This window comes from Nocardioides conyzicola (assembly GCF_039543825.1).
In the GTDB taxonomy this organism is placed as follows: domain Bacteria; phylum Actinomycetota; class Actinomycetes; order Propionibacteriales; family Nocardioidaceae; genus Nocardioides; species Nocardioides conyzicola.
In genome coordinates this window covers 1-20,066 of the sequence record NZ_BAABKM010000001.1, presented here as the reverse complement: position 1 = coordinate 20,066, position 20,066 = coordinate 1, and the positions used below count along the sequence as shown (strand labels likewise).

The window sequence follows — 20,066 nt, the reverse complement described above, 5'->3', positions numbered from 1 at the left end:
CGCCGCTAGCTGGGCCCGGCCGCCTCGACCTTCACCTTGCGGGCCTCCTCCATCGCGTGCTTGACGGCGAGGGACATCTGCTTCACCTGCTCGGTGGTGATGTCGGCTCCGCGCTTCGGTCGGACGGGGGCGCCCACGAGCGGGCCCTTGCGCGCCGCCATGCCCCGCACGGTCGAGCCGAGGGTGAGCGCGGCGGTCCGGAGCCCGGCCACCTTGGCCTGGTCCATCGTCCGGAAGTAGGGGTGCGTCCTCAGCGTCATCGGGTCGCGGCCGCCGTCGCCGTCCTTCTCGACGAGGTGGTGCTCGGAGAGCTCCTTGAGCAGCGCCACCTGCGGGTTCGCCGCGAAGGTCCCCGCGTCCTCGGTCGAGATGATGTCGTCGTCCTTGCCGTCGGCGAGGTGGTCGAGGCAGTCGATCATGCGGTTGGCGTACTTGCCCATCTTGAAGGCGGCGTACCAGTAGTCGGGGTCACCGTGCGCTCCGGCCTTCCCGTAGTGCTCGAAGTCCTTGAGGACGTCGCCGAGGTTGTCGGTGAACGACTGGTACCACTGCTGCTTGGGGAGGTCGGCCGTCACCTTCTTGCCGCGCTCGGTGGTGAGCTTCTTGGGCAGCTGCATCCCGATCACGGCGTGCACGGTCCCACCACCCGATCCGTAGACCTCGTTGGCGTAGAGCTGCGCCATCGACAGCTCGCCGTCCAGCTTGGTGATCAGGGCGTCGAGCTGGGCGGCGTCCGCCGGGAGGGCGGACTCCTTGACCTTGGCGCGGACGGTCTCGATCTGTAGCCGGAGCTCCTTGACCTGCAACAGCTTGTCCTCGTAGAGCTTGTTGGCGGCGCGCATCCGCACCGCGCCCTCCTCGTAGTGGGCCGACTCCTCGGCACCCCAGGTCGCCGCCGACTTCCCCAGGCCCAGGTCGAGGGACTTCGTGAGGTGCTCCATCATCGCGAGCAGCCGGAACTCGAAGCCCTTCGACCGGCGCCGGGCCGTGGAGAGCCGTTCCTCCTGCTCGGGTCGTTTGAGCTCGTCGAGGCCGGCCAGTGAGTCGGCGACGTACCGGTCCCAGTCCGCGTCGTCGGGCAGGTAGCGGGAGACGTGCACCAGCGCCCAGATGTCCTGCTCGCGATCGCGGTCGGCCGCCTTGGGGGCGGACGGCTTCTCGGCGTTCTCGGTCTTGGGGTCGATGACCGTCTTGTCGGCGTTGTCGTTGAAGCCGAAGATGAAGTCCTTGGCGTAGACGTTGAGGTCGAAGACCGTGCCCGGGTCGAGCGGGACCTTGACGAACCTGCGGAACTCCTCGTTATAGGCGCGTACGGCGAGCTCGCTGTTGATGCCGCCGGTGGACACGTCCACGTCCGAGGTCACGGTGTCGGCCCCGACGGACCCCTTGAACTCGACCTGCTTGGCTCCCTCGACCCCGGCCTGCGCGGTCAGCCCGCCGGCGAGGCTGGCATTGCCCTTGAGCTTCGCCGCGCGCTCGGCGATGGAGGTCTTGACGCGTTCCTGGGCCAGCGGCTTGACCGCGTTGTGCACGTTGCCGCGCAGCACCGTCAGGGCGGTCATCAGCTGCAGGGCGCTCTCGTGGGTGAAGTTGGTCCGCGTGCGACCCTCCGGCCACTTGTCGAAGACCAGGCAGGCCTTGGCGCGGAACCAGTCGGCCTCGAAGGCGGTCTTGAGGACGTCCATCAACATGCCGTGGGGGGCGGTCCCGGCGCACAGGAAGCGGATGTTCCAGTCGTTGAGGGCCAGCAGGTCATCCATCGTCTTGGGGTGGACCTGCGCCTGCTGCTCCGAGAGCAGCGGCGGTGCGCCCTCCGGCAGGCTCGGACCCTTGGCCGCGGCGGGCTCGCGGCCCACGACCGGCAGCGGCACCGGCGCCCGGGGCGCGTCGGACGGGGCACTGCTCGGCGTCGCGGGCTCGACGACCGCCTGCTCGGCTGGCGTCGCCAGCTTCTCCGGCGCGGCGCTGCTCATGACCGGTAGAGCTCCGCCATCGCCAGCCCGTAGCCCGAGACCAGCTCGTCCATGGGGGCGCCGTCGCACGCCCGTCCGATGAGCGGCCCGAACCGGGTGACGGCGTGGAAGATCATCGAGAGCGGCCACAGGACCACCTCGGTCACCAGCGGCTGGACCGACACGGCCTGCAGGTGGCGGAACACGACGGCCGACACCGACTCGCCGAGCTCGAACCCGGTCAGCGGCAGGCTGGAGTTGACCATGTGCAGGAAGCGGGCCGTCGTCGCGACCGCGTCGGGGACGACGTCGTACTCGAGCGCGACGATGTACTGGAGCACGGCCGGCAGGTCGTGCTCCGGGAGGAAGCAGAGGTTGATCGCCGCGACCTCGCCGTTGTCGGCGACCAGCGGGATGACGAGCTGAGCCGGTGCGTCGCCGACCGCCGCCATGAGCCGGTTGTCGATGTCGCCGGAGGCGAGCTCCTCGCCGAGCAGCCCGAGGAGCTCGTACGCCGGGTCTTCGGATGGGTCGAGCGGTCCGGGCGCCACCTGCTACATCGACTCCATCTTGGACAGCTTCTTCTCGATCAGCTCCTGGCCCATCGGCGACACGGCCTCCTCGCGGGAGACGTTGATGGTGCTGAGCAGCATGTAGGCGTCGAAGAGCTCCTTCTCCGACTCGCTGGCCCAGGTCATGTCCAGTCCGGCCTGGTCCTCCGCGGCGGACTTGGTGTCGCCGCCGACCGCCTTCTCGAGCAGTCCCCAGACCCGCTGGTTGCCGCTGTCGTCGGCCCACAGCATCCGGTCCCGCATCTCGGAGGCGACGACGGCGGTGGAGGAGGCGATCCGGGCGATCTCGTTGGCCTTCTCGATCGCGTCGTTGCGGGCGTGGTGGTCCTCCTCGCCCTTGGCGCCGCCCGCATGCAGCTTGTCCGACCGCTTGTTGGACTGGGCCGTCTTCGCGGCGGCGTTCTTCTTCGCCTCGCCGGCGGTCTTGGTGCCGCCCTCGCCGACGATGACGTCGGCGTCGTCGCCGTTGGCGATCTTCTCGGCGATCCTGGTCCGGGCCTTCGCGTCGGAGATCTTCGCGGCGATCTTCGTCGCCGCGTAGACGCCGCCGGCGATCGCGGCGGCGATGCCGATGCCCCAGCCGATCGGGTTGCTGACGATGAGGAGGGCGCCCGCGGCGATGCCGAGCACGCCGAGCGCGGTCTTGACGATGCCGACGCCGAGCTTGAACTTCTCGGCGCTCAGCACCGCCGGCTTCCACGAGCTCTTGCCGCGTTCGCTGTACATGTCCTTGGACCTGCCCCACGCGAGCCGGCAGAGCTTCTGCACGGCCTTGCCGCTGCGCCACAGGCCCTGGGCCGTCTGCAGCGAGCCGACCGCGATGCCGAGGCCACCTGCCGCCACGCCGAGGGTCGCGTTGCCCGCGCCGGCCGCCATCGACTTCGCGACGTTGGCGCTGCCGGCGCTCGCGAGGTAGCCCATCTCCACGCCGCCCTTGGCCATGCTGGCGGCGCCGGTGATGGCCTGCATGCCCTGGTTCTTGCCCTTGCGCCCGGCGAGGTTCCACATGCCGGCGTCGCCGTAGTCGGCCGCCTCCTCCGCCATGCTGTCGGCGTTGTTGAGGCCCATCAGGGCGTCGCCGGTGGTGAGCAGGCCGGCCGCGCCGCCGGTGAGCCCACCGAGCATCGGCGCCGCGGCGGAGCCGAACTGCCCGGCCGCGCCGGCGCCTCCCACGACGCCGCCGACGATGCCGCCCTTCGTCCCCTCCACCGCGGTCGAGGGGAGCGCGCCGCCCTTGCCCTTGAAGCCCGGGGGCGGTGGCGGCGGCGCTTCGGGCTTGGCCTTCGGGGCCGCGGCGGGTGCCGCAGGCGCCGCAGGCTTCTTCTTGCCGAAGATCGAGTCGAAGATCCCGCGCCGGACCGTGTGGGTGGTGGCGACGCTGCGGACGATCGCGGCGTGCGCCTTCGGTGAGACGCCGGGAGCGGTCGCGACCTGTCGCCGGGTGCCGCCGTCGGGCTGGAGCGTGTGGGCCAGCTCGTGGGCGAGCACCCGGTCGCCGGCGGGGGTGCCGGGGTCGTACTGACGGCTCCCGAAGAAGATGTCCTTGCCGGTCGTGAACGCCGTCGCGGAGACGGCCGAGCTGAGCTGGGCGGCCTTGGCGTCGTCGTGGATGCGGACCGAGGAGAAGTCGCGCGAGAACGCGCTCTCCATGCGGCGGCGTACGTCGCCGTCGAGGGTCCGGCCGCCGCCGCGGCTGGACTCGATCGCCGAGCTGGTGCCGGCGTCGAGCGCGCCGCCCTCGTAGCCGACGACGGGCGCACCGCTCGGCGCGGCCGCGCTGCGGCGTACCCGGGAGTGGTCGCAGCCGGGGCCATGGGTGTGCGTCTCGCCCTCGAGCCGGCGCAGCCTGCTCAGCGCGGTGTCCGCCATGGCGTCGGCGTCCGTCTCGGCGCGGTCCTCGGCGTGGCCGACCATGAGCGGCACGGGTGCGCTCGCGACGGTCGCGGGCACGGGGGCCTCGACCTGGGGAGCCGCCTCGGCCGCGTCCGGGGTCACGTGGGTAGGACCGGTCACGCTCGGATTGTCCTACCGCAGACGCCCGGAGTCTCACGAACCGCGCGGACGGGGCAGATTTCTGAAGTGGTCAAGACCGGCTCGGGAGGCCGGCTGGGGGCCGGCGGCCGAGCTTGAGGTGCTCGCGGTGCACCGAGTCGGTGACGTGGCGCATCCCGAGGGGGACGCCCTCGGCCACGGCCGCGTAGACGGCGGTGAGGACCATGTTGCGGATGTCGCCGCCGGCGAGCTCGACCGCGGACGCGAGCAGGTCGACGTCGACCGGGTCGGCCGGGTCGGTGGCCAGGTCCTCGAGGTGGTGCGTCCACAGGCGCCGGCGGGTCGGCTCGTCGGGTTCGGGGAAGGCGACCATGAAGTGCAGCCGCCGCGCGAACGCCGGGTCGATGTTGCCGCGCAGGTTGCTGGCCAGGACGGTGATGCCGTCGAACTGCTCCATGCGCTGGAGCAGGTAGGCGATCTCCTGGTTGGCGTAGCGGTCCTTGGCGTCCTTGACCTCGGACCGCGAGCCGAAGAGGGCGTCGGCCTCGTCGAAGAACAGCACGGCGTTGGTCGCCTCGGCCTCGAGGAACACGCGCTCCAGGTTCTTCTCGGTCTCCCCGATGTACTTGTCGACGATCGTGGAGAGGTCCACCTGGTAGAGGTCCATGCCGAGGGAGTCGGCGACGACGTGGGCGGCGAGGGTCTTGCCGGTGCCCGGCGGGCCCGAGAACAGGGCGCAGATCCCGATCCCCTTGCCGCCCTTGCCGTGCAGCGGACCCATGGCGGTGACCTCGTCGCGGTAGCGCGCCCAGTCGAGGAGTCGCTGGACCTCGCCGAGGGCGGCCGGCGGCAGCACCAGGTCGTCGAGGGTGACCGAGGAGCCGGCGTTCGCCCGCACGCTGCGGCCGCGGCTCAGCTCGCGGGCGGAGTGCCGGACCCGCTCGGCGGAGACGCCGTCCTCGCCGTGCAGCGTCGCGCTAGTCGTGGCGTGCCGGCCGACGGTCGCGATCTGCTCGGGGGAGAGCGGCATGCCGCTGACCTCGCGGATGGCCTCCTCGTCGCCGAGCACGGGGGCCCAGAGCGCCTGCCGCTCGGCCACGGACAGGCGCGGTGCGGGCACGGTCAGGGGGAGGTCGGCGGGCCACAGCGGGTCCCAGGGCTCGGCGCTCACGGCGATCACCGGGACGGCGGATCGCGCGTAGACGTCGGCCCGCGCGCGCTCCGCGCCGACGAGCACCACGACGCTGCCGGCCAGGCCGCCCTCGAGCAGGATGTCGAGCGCCGCCTGCTCGACCGATGCCGCGGGGTCGAGCCGGGCCAGGTCGGCGACCAGGTGGGCCACGCCGAGCCGCCGGCAGGCGGCCGTCGCCATCGCGGCACCGGCGCCGCCACCGGGGGCATGCACCCACACGACCCGCTGGCCCGCGCTCAGGGCGGTGGCGACCAGGTCGGTGCCCTCGACCTCGACGGGGACGGCGTCGAGCAGCAGGGTGAGCACCCGTTGCGGCGGCAGGTCGTCGCCGGACAGGTGCGCGGCGACCCGGTCGGCCAGCACCACCCGGCGGCTGAGCAGGACGTCGGTGCCGGAGGTGTCGACCAGCCCGAAGTGCGCGAGCGGGGAGCGCGGACCGAGGTGCGCCCGGGCAGCGCGGGCGTCGGCGGGCAATCCGGCGACCTCCAGGGCGACGGCCACGCTGGGCCGGGCCGGGCCGGCGTCCCCGGAGAGCAGCCCGAGCAGGAGGTGGCCGCTGACGCTCTGGTCGGCCAGCGCGGCGACCTCGAGGATCGCGGTGTCCGCGGGGGAGAGGCCGAACTGGTGGCCGAGCGTGGCCAGCGCCGACTCGGCGTCGACGTCCACCGTCTCCGGGCTCAGCGCGGCGAGCGCCGCCTCGGCCGTGGACGTCGCCGACCAGCCCGCCTCGGCGCGGCGGGCGACGGCGTTGGTGAGCCGGACCGCGAGGGTTTCCACGTTGTCGAGGATTCCACGCCGACCGGGTCAGCGCAGCAGAAGCGCGACGACGCCGCCGCAGGCACAGGCCCAGAGCACGCTGGTGAACGTGCCGATGATGAAGCGTTCGGCGGTGCCGCTCGGCGCGCCCCCGGTCTCGGCGGCCCGGAGCTCGGGGTAGCGGCCCAGGCCCTTGAGTGCGAGCACGAGAGCGAGCCCCTCCGGCCATCCCGCGACCAGCGTGCCGAAGATCGTGACCCGTTCGAGCGCGCCGATCCAGGCGCCCCCGCGCAGCACCTGCCCGGCGCGCGCGAGCGAGTCCGCCGGCGGCTCGCGCCGGTCGACGAGGTCGAAGACGAGCGCGGTCACCGGCCCGCCGCCGGAGACCGCGAGCCCGCCCGCCAGGGCGACCAGGGCCGTGGTCGCGCCGCGGCCCTCGACGGTGATGTCCTCGGGGATCGCGGCGACGAGCGCGGCGGCCACGAGCAGCGCCAGGGTCGCCGGTGCCCAGATCCGCCGGCCCGCGGCCGTCCAGGAGACGAGGCTGGTGGCGACCGCGAACCCCAGCAGCACGAGCGCCAGCGCGCCCCAGGTGTCAGGTGTCATCGGGTCCATCCTTGCCGAGCAGGTGGGCGGTGAGGCCCGCGACGAGCTCGCGGGCGCGGCGGCTCTCGACGATGCCGGCCGCCTGGGCGCGCTGGCTGACGGCCGACTGGCTGATGCCGAGCCGCTCGCCGACCTCGCCGTACGACAGGCCCTCGGCGACGAGGTCGGCGACCTCCCAGCCGCGGCTCGACCGGCGTGCGAGCACCGCGGCCCAGAGCCAGATCGTGGTCTCCAGCGCTCGGGCCGCCGGGTCGTCGCCGACGACCCGGGTGTGCCAGGGGCTGCTCTTGGCGGCGGTGACCGCCGTCCGGGCGTGGAGGTATGCCGGTCCGCGCCCCGCACGCGCATGGTCGGGGAGCGGCTCCTCGACCGCGCCGACGCCGATGCCGATGTTCCAGGCGTCGGCCCGCAGCAGTCGCTCCACGCAGTCGGCCAGGGCCGCGCCGTGGTCGAGCACGCCCTGGAGCTCGTCGCCCACGGTGCGCTCGAAGCTGACGCGGGCCGGCACGGTGGCGAGCCCGGTGAGCATCTCGGGGATCAGGTCCGGCCCGGTCCGGCTCCCACGCTGGTCCACGGTCAGGACCACGACGGACGTGGTCATGCGCCGAGGCTAGTTCAGGAAAAAGCCTTATACAAGAGCGATGAAGGATATTTCCTTATCGACGGCCGATGATGCCGACGACCGGCGGCGCCTTCTGATCCACGACGGACACCCGGAAGCCGCCCTCCTGGAGCGCGGCCGACGCCTTGCGCACGATGTTGGGCACCAGCTCGGGGCGGTTGGCGTCGAAGAACAGGTAGACGGCCCCGCCCGGCAGCACCCGCTCGTGGAGCAGGGCGACCTCGTCGGCGCAGGAGCGGATCCAGAAGAGGTTGACGTTGAACGCGAAGACCTTGTGCAGGCGCTTGACCGGGACGCGCAGCGTGGCCAGGTCGATCTGGCGGACCGTGAGCCGTCCCGAGTCCACGAAGCGCTGCCCACGACGCTTGGTGCGGTCGACGCCGGACTCCGAACGGTCGATCGCGAAGACCTTGCCGGTCTCCAGCCGTTCGCAGATCGCCTCCGCGCCGAAGCCCGGCCCGCAGCCGATCTCCAGCACGTGGTCCCCCGGCTGGACGTCCATCAGGTCGACCGCCCATCGGATCCGTGGGGGAATGGTCTGCAGCGCCATGCTCACAGACTGCCAGACGGTCGCCACCGCGTCAGTCACCGCCGGGCCGGAAGCGAGGTCCCGGTAGGTTGGCGCCCGTGAGCGAAGGCGCAATCAAGGTGGGCGTGCTCGGCGCGCGTGGCCGGGTCGGCACCGAGGTGTGCCGTGGGGTCGAGGCGGCCGACGGCCTGGAGCTCGTGGCGGCGGTCGACGTCGGCGACGACATCGGCGGGCTGGTGAGCGCCGGTGCCGAGGTGGTCGTCGACTTCACGCATCCCGACGTGGTCATGGACAACCTCGAGTTCTGCATCGACCACGGGATCCATGCCGTCGTCGGGACCACCGGGTTCGACGACGCCCGGCTGGCGACGCTGCGGGGCTGGCTCGCCGACGCTCCCGCGGTCGGGGTGCTGATCGCCCCCAACTTCTCCATCGGCGCCATCTTGATGATGCGCTTCGCGGCGGCGGCGGCGCCCTTCTACGAGTCCGTCGAGATCGTGGAGCTCCACCACCCGAACAAGGCGGACGCGCCCTCCGGCACCGCCCGCCGTACGGCGGAGCTCATCGCCGCTGCCCGGCGCGAGGCGGGCCTCGGCCCCGTCCCCGACGCGACCAGCACCGGCCTCGACGGGGCCCGCGGAGCCGACGTCGACGGCATCGCCGTGCACGCCCTGCGGCTGCGTGGCCTGGTCGCGCACCAGGAGGTCCTGCTCGGTGGCCCGGGGGAGACCCTGACGATCCGCCACGACTCGATGGACCGGGCGTCGTTCGTGCCCGGCGTGCTCACCGGCCTGCGCGAGATCGGCGCCCGACCGGGCCTCACGGTCGGCCTCGAGCACTTCCTGGACATCGACTGAGCCAGGATCTCGCGCAGTAGTGCAGGTTCCTGCATTGCAGGAACCTGCGCGTACCCCGACGTCCCACATCTCGTTGAGAGCGACAAGGCTGCGGGTCTCGCAGCTCTCCTCTGCGACGAGAAGGACTCTTCATGCGCACGATCTCGGGACTGGCCGCCGCGGCGGCTCTGGTTGTCGTGGCCGCCGGTGCACCTGCCGGCGCCGCGCCGTCCTCACTGGAGAACGAAGGCACGACGTACGACGTGGTCGGCGTCATCACCGATGCCAACGGCACCACCCACACCCGGATGGTCAGCCGGTACGACGGGCTGCCGGTCATCGGTGGCGACCGGGTCGTCCACCGCGGCCCCTCCGGCGCCGCTCGCGGCATCAGCCAGACCTTGGCCGCACCGCTCAGCCTCGTCACCACGCCCGTCGTCGGCGTGGGTGTCGCGGAGAGCCTCGTCGGGCCGAAGGCGGAGTCGTCACGCCTCGTCGTCGACGCGACCTCGGGCAAAGGCCGCCTGGCCTGGGAGGTCATCTCCGGCGGGAAGCAGGCCGACGGCACGCCGAGCCGCCTCGCGACGTACGTCGACGCCCGCACCGGCAAGGTGCTGTGGCGCGAGCAGCAGATCGAGACCGTCGACGGCTCGGGCCAGTCGCTCTACTCCGGCACCGTGCCGCTGAAGCTGACGCAGTCCGGCTCGACGTACCAGCTCAAGGACCCGACGCGAGGCAACACGTACACGACCGACCTGAACAACAAGGAGGACTCGCTCTTCTGCCAGATCTTCGGCTCGGGCTGCCAGACGGGCACGCTCTTCACCAGCCCCGACACGTCGTTCGGCAACGGGGCGACCAGCAGCCGCGAGTCGGCAGCGGTCGACGCGCAGTACGGCACCAACATGACCTGGGACTTCTACAAGACGACCTACGGCCGCAACGGGATCTTCGGCGACGGCAGCGGCTCGTACAACCGGGTCCACTACGGCAACGGCTACGTCAACGCCTTCTGGGACGGCACCAAGATGACGTACGGCGACGGTGACGGCACCAGCTACGGACCGCTCGTCTCGCTCGACGTCGCCGGGCACGAGATGTCCCACGGCGTCACCGAGCACTCCGCCAACCTGACGTACGACGGCGAGTCCGGCGGGCTCAACGAGGCGACCTCGGACATCTTCGGGACGATGGTGGAGTTCTTCGCCGCCAACGCCAACGACCCGGGCGACTACCTGATCGGCGAGGAGTTCGACCTGGCCCACCACTCGGGCTTCCGTCGGATGGACAACCCGGCGGCCGACGGTGACTCGCTCAACTGCTGGTCGTCGACGGCGGGCAACTCGGACGTGCACTACTCCTCGGGCATCGGCAACCACTTCTTCTACCTGCTCGCCGAGGGCTCGGGCGCGAAGACCATCAACGGGGTGTCGTACAACAGCCCCACCTGCAACGGCTCGACCGTCAGCGGCATCGGCCGTGACGACGCGGCGCGGATCTGGTACCGCGCCCTGACGGTCTACATGACGTCGAGCACCGACTACCACGGTGCTCGGACGGCCAGCCTGGATGCGGCTCGCGACCTCTTCACCGCGGGCAGCGTCCAGTACAACGCGGTCGCCACGGCCTGGAGTGCTGTCGGCGTGAGCTGACCCTCTGGGAGACCGCGAGGGGGCCCGCACCGGCAACGGTGCGGGCCCTACCTGCTCTCTACGGCTCGACGGTGACCTTGATCGCCTCGCCCTTCTGGACGATGTCGAAGGCGGAGAGCACGTCGCTGAGCGGGATGTGACGGGTGATCAGGTCCTTGACCGGGACCTGGCCCGACGAGATGTACTCCAGCGCCCGCTTGTTGTGCTCGGGCGCCGAGCCGTTGGCGCCGTGGATGTGGAGCTGGCGGTAGTGCACCAGGTTGGAGTCGCACGTGATGAACGGGTCGTTCTTCGGCAGCCCGCCGAAGAACGAGATCCGGCCGTTGCGGGCGGCCATCGAGATCGCCTGCTCCTGGGTGACGTTGGCAGCGGTCGCGGTGATGACCACGTCGGCTCCCCGGCCGCCGGTGAGCTCCATGACCCGCTCGACGACGTCGACCTCCGCACCGTTGATGACCTCGTCGGGCTTCACGGCGTCCGCCGACATCGCCAGCCGCTCGGCGTTGACGTCGACGAGGTAGATGGCGCCCGCCTGGTGGACGCCGCGGGCGATCCGGATGTGCATGCAGCCGATCGGGCCGGCGCCGAAGACGACGACGGTGTCCCCGGGCTCGATGCCGAGCAGCTCCTGGGCGTTGATGGCGCACGCGAAGGGCTCGGCCGCCGAGGCCTCGTCGTACCCCACGTTGTCGGGGATCCGGTTGAGCCCGTCGACCTTCAGCACCTGCTTCGGCACGATCATGTACTCGGCGAAGCCGCCATCGTACTGGTAGCCGACCGAGGTCTGGTTCTGGCAGACGGCCATCCAGCCCTTCTTGCACTCGTGGCACTCGCCGCAGGGGACCGCCGCGATGACCTGGGCGCGGTCGCCGACCTGCCAGCTGCTGCCGTACGTCGCGTTGACGTCGGCGCCCACCTCGACGACCTCACCCGCGATCTCGTGACCGATGGTGCGGGGCGGCGTGAGGTTCTGGTGGCCGTTGTGGAAGATCTTGACGTCGGTGCCGCACGTGGAGCAGTTGCGCACCCGCAGCTTCACCTCGTCGGGACCGCACGTCGGCTCGGGCACCTCCTCGAGGCGGACGTCCTCCGGTGCGTAGAAGCGCAGGGCCTTCATCGATCTCTCCTTCGGGTGGGGGCGACGCTCGACTCTAGCGTATTTGTGTGGGAATTCGCCCGATCATGTTGGTTCGAACCCTTGACGCCAACGATTCGGGCGGCATATAAACACGATCAAAGATCTGCGTGACTGGAGTCACAGGTCGCACTGGCGAGAGAAGGTTCGATGACCACCACCACATCCGCGGCTGCCCCCGAGCGGGTCAGCACGCGCGTCCACGTCCAACGGTTCGGCACCTTCTTGTCGAACATGGTGATGCCGAACATCGGCGCCATCATCGCGTGGGGTCTGATCACCGCGTTCTTCATCCCGGTGGGGTGGACCCCCAACGAGAAGATCGCGACGATGGTCGGTCCCGGCATCTACTACCTGCTGCCGCTGCTGATCGCCTACACCGGCGGCTACAACCTCTACAAGATCCGCGGTGGCGTCGTGGGCGCCACGTCGACCCTCGGCATCATCATGGCGACCAGCTCGCCGCTCTTCGACAAGGTCTACACGGAGACCGGCGGATCGCCGATGTTCCTCGGCGCGATGATCATGGGCCCGCTGGGCGCCTTCGTGATCATGCGGCTGGACCGGCTCTGGGACGGCAAGATCAAGCCCGGCTTCGAGATGCTGGTGAACAACTTCTCCGCCGGCATCACGGCCGCCATCCTGGCGATCGGCTCGATGTTCATCCTGGGCCCGATCCTGCGCGCCGTCATGGAGGGCCTGGGCAACGTCGTCGAGTTCCTCGTCGACCACAGCCTGCTGCCGTTCACCTCGATCTTCATCGAGCCCGCCAAGGTGCTCTTCCTCAACAACGCGATCAACCACGGCGTCCTCACGCCGCTCGGGCTCGACCAGTCCAAGGACATCGGGCACTCGGCCCTGTTCCTGCTCGAGGCCAACCCCGGCCCGGGCGCCGGCCTCCTGCTCGCCTTCATGGTCTTCGGCAAGGGCGTCGCGAAGGCCACCGCCCCGGGTGCCTTCATCATCCAATTCTTCGGCGGCATCCACGAGGTCTACTTCCCCTACGTGCTGGCGAAGCCGCGCCTGCTCCTCGCCCTCATCGCGGGCGGCGCCACCGGCACCCTGATGAACGTCATCTTCGACTCGGGCCTGGTGGCGCCCGCGGCGCCGGGATCGATCTTCGCGGTGTACTCGTCGCTCGCGAAGGGGAGCGCGCTCGGCGTGACCCTGTGCTGGTCCTCGGCCCTGGTCGTGACCTTCGTCGTGGCGGGGCTGCTGCTCAAGATGGACCGCTCCGAGGAGGAGGTGGACCTCGCCGCCGCCACCGCGCAGATGGAGACCAACAAGGGCAAGAAGTCGTCGGTCGCGAGCGTGCTGACGGGCCACGACGCCAGCGCCGCTGCCGGCCCGGTCGGCTCGATCGTCTTCGCCTGCGACGCCGGCATGGGGTCGTCCGCGATGGGCGCCTCGGTGCTCCGCAAGAAGATCCAGGACGCCGGCTTCGGCGACGTCACGGTGGTCAACAAGGCGATCTCGAGCCTGAGCGACGACTACGACGTCGTGGTGACCCACCAGGACCTCACCGAGCGGGCGCGCCGGGAGACGCCGTCGGCCGTGCACGTGTCGGTCGACAACTTCATGGCCAGCCCGCGCTACGACGAGGTGGTCGAGCTGGTCCGGGCCCGCAACGGTGCCGGCTCGGCGACCGCACCGGTCGCGGTGGCCGACGACGTCGACGCGACCCGAGGGCTGCTGGTCGAGGACGCGATCGTGCTCGACGGCGGTGCGGCCACGCGGGACCAGGCGATCGCCCGGGCCGGCGAGCTGCTGGTCGCAGCGGGAGCGGTCGACCCGGCGTACGTCGACGCCATGCACCAGCGTGAGGCGTCGGTGTCGACGGCGATGGGCAACCTCCTGGCCATCCCGCACGGCACCAACGAGGCCAAGGCCGACGTACGACGCACGGCGCTGTCGTTCGTGCGCTACCCGGACGGCATCGACTGGAACGGCCGCGAGGTCAAGTACGTCGTGGGTGTCGCCGCCCTCGGCAACGAGCACCTCAAGCTGATGGCGCGGCTGGCCGAGGTTTTCACCGACCCCGAGCGGGTGCGGCACCTCGAGGAGGCCAACTCGCCGCTCGACGTGCTCGAGGTGCTCGGGGCGGTGCAGCCGGCCTGACCTACAGCAGTCGGACGACTGCCGCGGCCAGCGCTGCGCCGAACACCACCACCAGGAACGGCGCGCGCACCAGCAGCAGGACGACGGCGACCCCGAGGCCGAGGGCACGAGCATCGATGACGAGCTCGTGCCCTCGGCTGAGGACCTGCACGGCGATCAGGGCCGCGAGCAGGGCGACCGGGATGTAGTCGGCGACGCGCTCCACCACCGGCCGCTCCAGCACGCGAGGCGGGACGGAGAGGCCGGCGAGCTTGAGCAGGTAGCAGCCGATCGCGGTGATGCCCACCGCCACCCAGATCATCGGGGTGCGTCCTTCGCCAGGATGCCGGCGAGGAGCGCGACCGCGGCCGCCGCGAGCACGGGTACGCCGGCGGGCACGATCGGCACCGTCCCGAGGGCGACCGCGGCGGCGGCGACGGCGACGAGCTGGTTGCGCCGGGTCTTCAGCCGCGGCCAGAGCAGGGCCAGGAACGCGGCCCCGACGGCTGCGTCGAGGCCGTAGGTGCGTGGGTCCCCGATCGCGTTGCCGGCGACGGCGCCGGCCAGGGTGGCGAGGTTCCAGAGCACGAAGACCGAGACGCCGGTCGTGAGGAAGCCGAGCCGGGCGGCCGGGGTCGTCTCGCGGGTCACCGACATGGCGGTGGACTCGTCGATCAGCACCTGGGCGCCGAGCGCCCGACGCCACCCGCTCCAGGCGAGCAGGGGGGCGAGGCGCAGCCCGTACAGCGTGTTGCGGGTGCCGAGCAGCAGGGCGGTCAGCGCGCCCGAGATGGGGGCGCCGCCGGCCGCCACCACCCCGACCAGGGCGAACTGGCTGGCCCCGGTGAAGACGAAGAACGAGAGCGCGCACGTCTGCGCGACCGACAGGCCGGAGGCGACGGACACCGCGCCGAAGCCCACGCCGTACGCCCCGGTGGCGATGCCCACCCCGAGGCTGTCGCGGATGATCGCCGTCCGCTCGTGGGGGTCGAGGGGGCTGTCGGTCACCCGGGAGAGGCTAGTGGCGGCGTACCCGCACCGCGCGCGGGCGGTGGTGGAAGTCGTGGAGCAGCACGAAGTTGAGAAGCAGGCCGGCCAGCAGGCCCCAGCCGATCCCCGCGGCGATCAGCGCGGGCGCATCCATGACCTGGACCAACCAGACCCCGGACAGGAGACCGACGACGAGCGCGGTGACGACGACGAGCATCCGGTAGAGCGGTGGCAGCGGTCCGAACACGAGCGTCTCCGTTCGAGGAGTGGGTCTCCATCTTGACCCTCGATTCCCTGAAATCAAGAGATTGAACCTGTGAGTGCGGTGTGCATCCGGACCTGCTTGACGAGCGTCGTGCCCGAGCCGTCGAGGTCGAGCTCGCGGTGCGCACCGTCGGCCGCCCAGCCGGCCTCGGTGAGGAACTTCCGCAGGCCGTCGTCGCCGGCCATCGTCCAGAGCACGGCGCGCTCGAACCGGTCGGCGACGAGGGTGTCGGCGGCCGCCTGGAGGAGCCGTGAGCCGTGCCCCTTGCCGCGCTCGGCGGGGTCGATGGTGACCTCGGACAGCTCGGCGTCGACGATCGGGTCGCGGTCGGGGTCGGTCGCCGGGGAGGTGATCGCGAAGCCGACGACCCGGTTGCGCTCGAGCGCGACCAGGACGCGGTTGCGGGCGTCGCCCGGACGGCTCAGTGCGGCCCTCCAGGTCGCGGCGGCGGTCTCCACGTCGTCCGGCAGGGCCTCGGCCGGCAGCAGGTCGGCGTACACCTCCCGCCAGGTGCGCACCTGCAGCTCGGCGATCGCGCCGGCGTCGTCGGACCAGGCGATGCGCACCGAGACGTCGGCGGTGGGGCTGCTCATGCCTGCATCCTGTCAGCAGCGACGTTGTTACAGGACGTCGCACATGGGGATCGAAGGTGTAACAACTCTGGTAGCGTGCGGCTCATGGTGACGGGGACTGCGTTCGAGGAGCTGCTGGCCGAGGACGGACGGGTGGAGCCCCGCGACCCGATGCCGGAGGGCTACCGGCGGACGCTGGTGCGCCAGATCGCCCAGCACGCGCACTCCGAGATCATCGGCATGCAGCCCGAGGGCAACTGGATCAGCCGGGCGCCGAGCCTGCGCCGCAAGGCGATCCTGATGGCCAAGGTCCAGGACGAGGCCGGGCACGGGCTCTACCTGTACGCCGCCGCCGAGACGCTCGGGGTGGACCGGTCGGACCTGATCGACCAGCTGCACACCGGGCGGCAGAAGTACTCCTCGATCTTCAACTACCCGACGCTGACCTGGGCCGACGTCGGCGCGATCGGCTGGCTGGTCGACGGCGCCGCGATCGTCAACCAGGTGCCGCTGTGCCGGTGCTCCTACGGCCCGTACGCGCGGGCCATGGTCCGGGTGTGCAAGGAGGAGTCCTTCCACCAGCGGCAGGGCTTCGAGATCCTGCACACGCTCTCCCACGGCACCCCGGCGCAGCACGCGATGGCCCAGGACGCGGTGGACCGCTACTGGTGGCCGTCGCTGATGATGTTCGGCCCGCCCGACGACGACTCGCCCAACTCGGCGCAGTCGATGGCGTGGGGGATCAAGCGGTTCTCCAACGACGACCTGCGGCAGCGGTTCGTGGACATGACCGTGCCGCAGTCCGAGGCGCTCGGGCTCACGCTGCCCGACCCCGAGATCCGCTGGAACGAGGAGCGCGGCCACTACGACTTCGGGACGATCGACTTCTCCGAGCTCCAGCAGGTGATCGCGGGCAACGGGCCCTGCAACCGGGACCGGATCGACCACCGGGTGGGCGCGCACGAGGACGGCGCCTGGGTGCGCGACGCGGCCACGGCGTACGAGGCGAAGCGGGCCGACCGGGTGGGTGCCGCGTGAACGGGTGGCCGCTGTGGGAGGTCTTCGTCCGGTCGAGGCGGGGGCTGTCCCACGTGCACGTCGGCTCCCTGCACGCGCCGGACGCCGAGCTGGCGCTGCAGAACGCGCGCGACGTCTACACCCGGCGGCAGGAGGGCGTGTCGCTGTGGGTGGTGCCGTCCGCGGAGATCGTCGCGTCGGACCCGGGGGAGTCCGAGGCGTTGTTCGACCCGGCCGACGACAAGGTCTACCGGCACCCGACGTTCTACTCGGTCCCCGACGGGGTGGAGCACCTGTGACCGCGTCCGTCGACTACGTCCTCGGGCTCGCCGACGACGCCCTCGTCTCCGCGCAGCGGATGAGCTGGTGGATCAGCCGAGCGCCGGAGCTCGAGGAGGACCTGGCGCTGGCCAACATCGGGCTCGACCAGCTCGGCCAGGCGCGGACCCTGCTGTCGTACGCCGGGGTCGTCGAGGGTGCGGGGCGGACCGAGGACGACCTGGCCTACCTGCGCGACGACCGCGACTACCGCAACGTCTGGCTGGTGGAGCGTCCGCAGACCGACTTCGGGGTCACGATGGCGCGGCTGCTGGTCCTCTCGACGTACCAGTGCGAGTTGTACGCCGCGCTCGCGTCGTGCGGCGATCCCACCCTGTCCGCGATCGCCGGCAAGGCGGTCAAGGAGGTCGCCTACCACCGTGACCACGCGCGGCTGTGGACGCTCCGGCTCGGCGACGGCACCGAGCTCTCCCACACCCGGATGCAGGCCGCGCTCGACGCCGAGTGGCCGTTCGTGGAGGAGCTCTTCGAGCCCGTGGACGGAGCGCTCGTCGACCCGTCGTCCCTGCGTCCGGCGGTGCTGGCCGGGATCTCGTCGGTCGTCGCCGAGGCGACGCTGGAGCTGCCGACCGTCGCACCCGTCGTCGGCGGGGGCCGCCGGGGCCTGCACACCGAGCACCTCGGCCACCTGCTCGCCGACATGCAGCACCTGCACCGGTCGCACCCGGGGGCGACGTGGTGAACGCCGTCCGCGGGGCCGCCTGGAAGATCGCCGCCGACCTGCCCGACCCCGAGCTGCCGGTGGTGACGATCGCCGACCTGGGCATCCTCCGCGACGTCACGGAGGACGACCAGGGGCGCGTGCACGTGCAGATCACCCCGACGTACTCCGGCTGCCCGGCGATGGAGACGATCACTGACGACCTGGTCGAGGCGCTCACGGCGGCCGGCTACCAGCACGTCGACGTCGAGTTCGTGCTGGCACCGGCCTGGACCACGGACTGGATGACGGACGACGCCAAGGCGAAGCTCGCGGCGTACGGCGTCGCCCCGCCGGGACCGGTCGCGCTCCAGCTCTCGGTGCGGTGCCCGCAGTGCGGGTCGCTCGACACGCGCGAGTCGAGCCGCTTCGGGTCCACGGCCTGCAAGTCGCTCTGGGTGTGCCAGTCCTGCCGGGAGCCGTTCGACCACTTCAAGGCGCACTGAGTGTCGGCGACCTTCCACCCGCTGCGCGTCGCGGCGATCGACCCGCTGACCGACGACGCGGTCGCACTGACCTTCGAGGTGCCCGCGTCGTTGGCCGACGACTTCGTCTTCACGCCCGGTCAGCACCTCAACATCCGCGGCGGCGACGACGTACGCCGCTCCTACTCGATCTGCACCGCCCCGTCCTCGGGCCGGCTGCGGATCGGCGTCAAGCGACTGCCCGGCGGCGCGTTCAGCGAGGGCGTCCTCGGGACGCTGCGCGTCGGCGACTCGCTCGACGTGATGACGCCGGCGGGGCGCTTCACGACCACCATCGACCCGGCGGCCGCGCGGCACTGCGTCGTCGTTGCGGCCGGCTCCGGGATCACGCCCGTCCTGTCGATCGTCACCGCGATCCTCGAGGGCGAGCCCGGCTCCTCCGTCACCCTGATCTATGCCAACCGCACGCACCGGACGGTGATGTTCCTCGACGAGGTGCACGACCTGAAGGACCGCTTCCCGTCGCGGCTGCAGATCGTCCACGTCCTCTCCCGTGAGGCCTCCGACGTCGAGCTGCTCTCCGGCCGCCTCGACGGGGAGCGGCTGTCGCGCATCGTCGCCGCCCTGGTCCCGGCTCCCGCCGACGCCGACTGGTTCCTCTGCGGACCCCAGCAGATGCTCGTCGACCTGCGCGCGGCCGTCGCTGCTCTCGGGGTCGCCGACGCCCGCGTGCACAGTGAGCTCTTCCACGCCGACCCGGTCCCGCGTGCGCCGGTCACGTCGTTGTCCTCTGCGGTCGACGGCGCCGCGCACGTGACGATCCGCCTCGACGGCCGCTCCTCGTCGTTCGAGCTCCGCCCGGACGACGAACCGGTGCTGGACGCCGCGATCGCCGTACGCTCCGACCTGCCGTTCGCCTGCAAGGGCGGCGTCTGCGGCACCTGCCGCGCCCGCCTGGTCTCCGGCACCGTCGCCATGGACGCCAACTGGGCCCTCGAACCGGACGAGATCGAGCGCGGGTACGTGCTCACCTGTCAGGCGCACCCGACCTCCGAGTCTGTGGTGCTCGACTACGACGGGTAGGTCGGCTCGTCATCCGAGGTGTCGTCCCGTTCGCAGGTCTCGGCGAAGGCCAGGTCGACGGTGGCGACTCGCCTGACGACCTGCGCGTCCAGGCCGGCGCCGGGAGCTCCGCTCGCGATCAGCAGGTGCCCGTCGCGGAAGCCGTGGATGTGCGTGCCGTCGACGAACTCCTTGACCCCGTTGGAGAAGGCCAACAACACCGCCGTCGTCGTCATGGTCCGACTCTACGAATCACTGTGCTGCGCGGCTATGACCCCGCCGGCGGTGTCGGCGGGGTGGGGTCAGTGGAGATGTCGCCCGGACGGGCTGGTCCACACGAACGTGGTGGGTCCGGTGCGTTCGTAGGTCCAGCCGCTGTGGGTCTTGAGGCGGTGGTGGCCTCGGCACAGGGGTGCGAGGTTGGCGGTCGTGGTGGGGCCGAGGGGCCAGGGGATGATGTGGTCGAGGTCGCAGTTGCGGGAGGGTCGGGTGCAGGCGGGGAAGACGCAGGTGGGGTTGAGCTGGATGGCTTGCTCGTGCTGGGCTGGCGTGGGCGTGTAGCCGCAGGTGGTGAGGTCGGCGGCGAGGTCGATGACCGGCTTGAGGGTGACGTGGGCGCCGGGGAGGCTGCACCATTCGATGAGTTCGTCGATGGTGACGATCGAGCGGGTGTTGTCGACGTCGACGAGGTCGTGGCCGTCGGGCCGGGTGTGGGCGTGGAGCACGATCTCGGTCGGGTTGTCGGTGCTGCCGAG

The 20,066-nt window shown here is 71.3% G+C and carries 22 protein-coding genes; 8 read left to right on the top strand and 14 right to left on the bottom strand.

Annotated elements, in window-relative coordinates:
- Nucleotides 1-5: 5 nt before the first annotated feature.
- The 7 genes from ABEA34_RS00110 to ABEA34_RS00080 form a co-directional block, all read right to left on the bottom strand.
- Nucleotides 6-1,973, bottom strand: a complete 1,968-nt coding sequence (locus tag ABEA34_RS00110) for a hypothetical protein (RefSeq protein ID WP_345517991.1) — start codon at nt 1,971-1,973, stop codon at nt 6-8.
- On the bottom strand, nt 1,970-2,503 hold the full coding sequence (locus ABEA34_RS00105; protein WP_345517989.1) for a type III secretion system chaperone family protein: 534 nt from the start codon (nt 2,501-2,503) through the stop codon (nt 1,970-1,972). Before ABEA34_RS00105 ends, ABEA34_RS00110 begins: the two co-directional genes overlap by 4 nt.
- Before the next feature lie 3 nt (nt 2,504-2,506).
- A complete protein-coding gene (locus tag ABEA34_RS00100; protein WP_345517987.1) occupies nt 2,507-4,537 on the bottom strand; it encodes an eCIS core domain-containing protein in 2,031 nt (676 codons plus the stop codon).
- Nucleotides 4,538-4,607: 70 nt separating this feature from the next.
- Nucleotides 4,608-6,485 carry an ATP-binding protein gene (locus tag ABEA34_RS00095; RefSeq protein ID WP_345517985.1) on the bottom strand — a complete coding sequence of 626 codons (1,878 nt, stop codon included), beginning with the start codon at nt 6,483-6,485 and terminating at the stop codon, nt 4,608-4,610.
- Nucleotides 6,486-6,512: 27 nt separating this feature from the next.
- On the bottom strand, nt 6,513-7,070 hold the full coding sequence (locus ABEA34_RS00090; protein WP_345517983.1) for a hypothetical protein: 558 nt from the start codon (nt 7,068-7,070) through the stop codon (nt 6,513-6,515).
- Nucleotides 7,060-7,671 (bottom strand): transposase, encoded by a 612-nt coding sequence (locus tag ABEA34_RS00085; protein ID WP_345517981.1) that lies wholly within the window; start codon nt 7,669-7,671, stop codon nt 7,060-7,062. The genes ABEA34_RS00090 and ABEA34_RS00085 overlap by 11 nt, the downstream gene beginning before the upstream one ends.
- Before the next feature lie 55 nt (nt 7,672-7,726).
- Nucleotides 7,727-8,242, bottom strand: coding sequence for a class I SAM-dependent methyltransferase (locus ABEA34_RS00080; protein ID WP_345517979.1), 516 nt, complete (start codon nt 8,240-8,242; stop codon nt 7,727-7,729).
- A gap of 92 nt (nt 8,243-8,334) precedes the next feature.
- Between ABEA34_RS00080 and dapB the strand changes: the two genes are divergently transcribed.
- Nucleotides 8,335-9,078 (top strand): 4-hydroxy-tetrahydrodipicolinate reductase, encoded by a 744-nt coding sequence (gene dapB, locus ABEA34_RS00075; RefSeq protein WP_425576847.1) that lies wholly within the window; start codon nt 8,335-8,337, stop codon nt 9,076-9,078.
- A gap of 131 nt (nt 9,079-9,209) precedes the next feature.
- Nucleotides 9,210-10,709 (top strand): M4 family metallopeptidase, encoded by a 1,500-nt coding sequence (locus tag ABEA34_RS00070; protein WP_345517975.1) that lies wholly within the window; start codon nt 9,210-9,212, stop codon nt 10,707-10,709.
- Between the two features lie 58 nt (nt 10,710-10,767).
- Here ABEA34_RS00070 and ABEA34_RS00065 read toward each other — a convergent pair whose 3' ends face one another.
- Complete coding sequence (locus ABEA34_RS00065) at nt 10,768-11,826, bottom strand: zinc-dependent dehydrogenase (protein WP_345517973.1); 1,059 nt, start codon at nt 11,824-11,826, stop codon at nt 10,768-10,770.
- 168 nt (nt 11,827-11,994) lie between these two features.
- On the opposite strand from ABEA34_RS00065, the gene ABEA34_RS00060 reads away from it, so the two are divergent.
- The gene (locus tag ABEA34_RS00060) at nt 11,995-13,962 is read left to right on the top strand and encodes a PTS mannitol transporter subunit IICBA (RefSeq protein ID WP_345517971.1); all 1,968 of its coding nucleotides are present in this window, start codon (nt 11,995-11,997) and stop codon (nt 13,960-13,962) included.
- 1 nt (nt 13,963) lies between these two features.
- Here ABEA34_RS00060 and ABEA34_RS00055 read toward each other — a convergent pair whose 3' ends face one another.
- Genes ABEA34_RS00055 through ABEA34_RS00040 form a run of 4 tightly spaced genes read right to left on the bottom strand, consistent with a single transcriptional unit; the run spans nt 13,964 to nt 15,789 of the window.
- Nucleotides 13,964-14,263, bottom strand: coding sequence for an AzlD domain-containing protein (locus ABEA34_RS00055; RefSeq protein ID WP_345517969.1), 300 nt, complete (start codon nt 14,261-14,263; stop codon nt 13,964-13,966).
- Nucleotides 14,260-14,949, bottom strand: coding sequence for an AzlC family ABC transporter permease (locus ABEA34_RS00050; protein ID WP_345517967.1), 690 nt, complete (start codon nt 14,947-14,949; stop codon nt 14,260-14,262). The genes ABEA34_RS00055 and ABEA34_RS00050 overlap by 4 nt, the downstream gene beginning before the upstream one ends.
- Before the next feature lie 10 nt (nt 14,950-14,959).
- On the bottom strand, nt 14,960-15,178 hold the full coding sequence (locus tag ABEA34_RS00045; RefSeq protein WP_345517965.1) for a hypothetical protein: 219 nt from the start codon (nt 15,176-15,178) through the stop codon (nt 14,960-14,962).
- A gap of 53 nt (nt 15,179-15,231) precedes the next feature.
- Entirely contained in the window at nt 15,232-15,789 is a 558-nt protein-coding gene (locus tag ABEA34_RS00040) for a GNAT family N-acetyltransferase (protein WP_345517963.1), read from the bottom strand.
- Nucleotides 15,790-15,873: 84 nt separating this feature from the next.
- Here ABEA34_RS00040 and paaA point away from each other — a divergent pair, with 84 nt between their 5' ends.
- The 5 genes from paaA to paaE are packed head-to-tail and all read left to right on the top strand — an operon-like array spanning nt 15,874 to nt 19,332.
- Nucleotides 15,874-16,806 carry a 1,2-phenylacetyl-CoA epoxidase subunit PaaA gene (gene paaA, locus ABEA34_RS00035; protein WP_345517961.1) on the top strand — a complete coding sequence of 311 codons (933 nt, stop codon included), beginning with the start codon at nt 15,874-15,876 and terminating at the stop codon, nt 16,804-16,806.
- Entirely contained in the window at nt 16,803-17,084 is a 282-nt protein-coding gene (paaB, locus tag ABEA34_RS00030; protein WP_345517959.1) for a 1,2-phenylacetyl-CoA epoxidase subunit PaaB, read from the top strand. Before paaA ends, paaB begins: the two co-directional genes overlap by 4 nt.
- The gene (gene paaC / locus ABEA34_RS00025; protein WP_345517957.1) at nt 17,081-17,806 is read left to right on the top strand and encodes a 1,2-phenylacetyl-CoA epoxidase subunit PaaC; all 726 of its coding nucleotides are present in this window, start codon (nt 17,081-17,083) and stop codon (nt 17,804-17,806) included. Before paaB ends, paaC begins: the two co-directional genes overlap by 4 nt.
- The gene (paaD, locus tag ABEA34_RS00020; protein WP_345517955.1) at nt 17,800-18,270 is read left to right on the top strand and encodes a 1,2-phenylacetyl-CoA epoxidase subunit PaaD; all 471 of its coding nucleotides are present in this window, start codon (nt 17,800-17,802) and stop codon (nt 18,268-18,270) included. Before paaC ends, paaD begins: the two co-directional genes overlap by 7 nt.
- Nucleotides 18,271-19,332 carry a 1,2-phenylacetyl-CoA epoxidase subunit PaaE gene (gene paaE / locus ABEA34_RS00015; protein WP_345517953.1) on the top strand — a complete coding sequence of 354 codons (1,062 nt, stop codon included), beginning with the start codon at nt 18,271-18,273 and terminating at the stop codon, nt 19,330-19,332.
- Here paaE and ABEA34_RS00010 read toward each other — a convergent pair.
- Nucleotides 19,320-19,547, bottom strand: a complete 228-nt coding sequence (locus ABEA34_RS00010) for a hypothetical protein (protein WP_345517951.1) — start codon at nt 19,545-19,547, stop codon at nt 19,320-19,322. The two genes, paaE and ABEA34_RS00010, sit on opposite strands and share 13 nt — an antisense overlap.
- Before the next feature lie 66 nt (nt 19,548-19,613).
- Nucleotides 19,614-20,066: HNH endonuclease signature motif containing protein (locus ABEA34_RS00005; RefSeq protein ID WP_345517949.1), on the bottom strand; the 453-nt coding region annotated here is incomplete at its 5' end.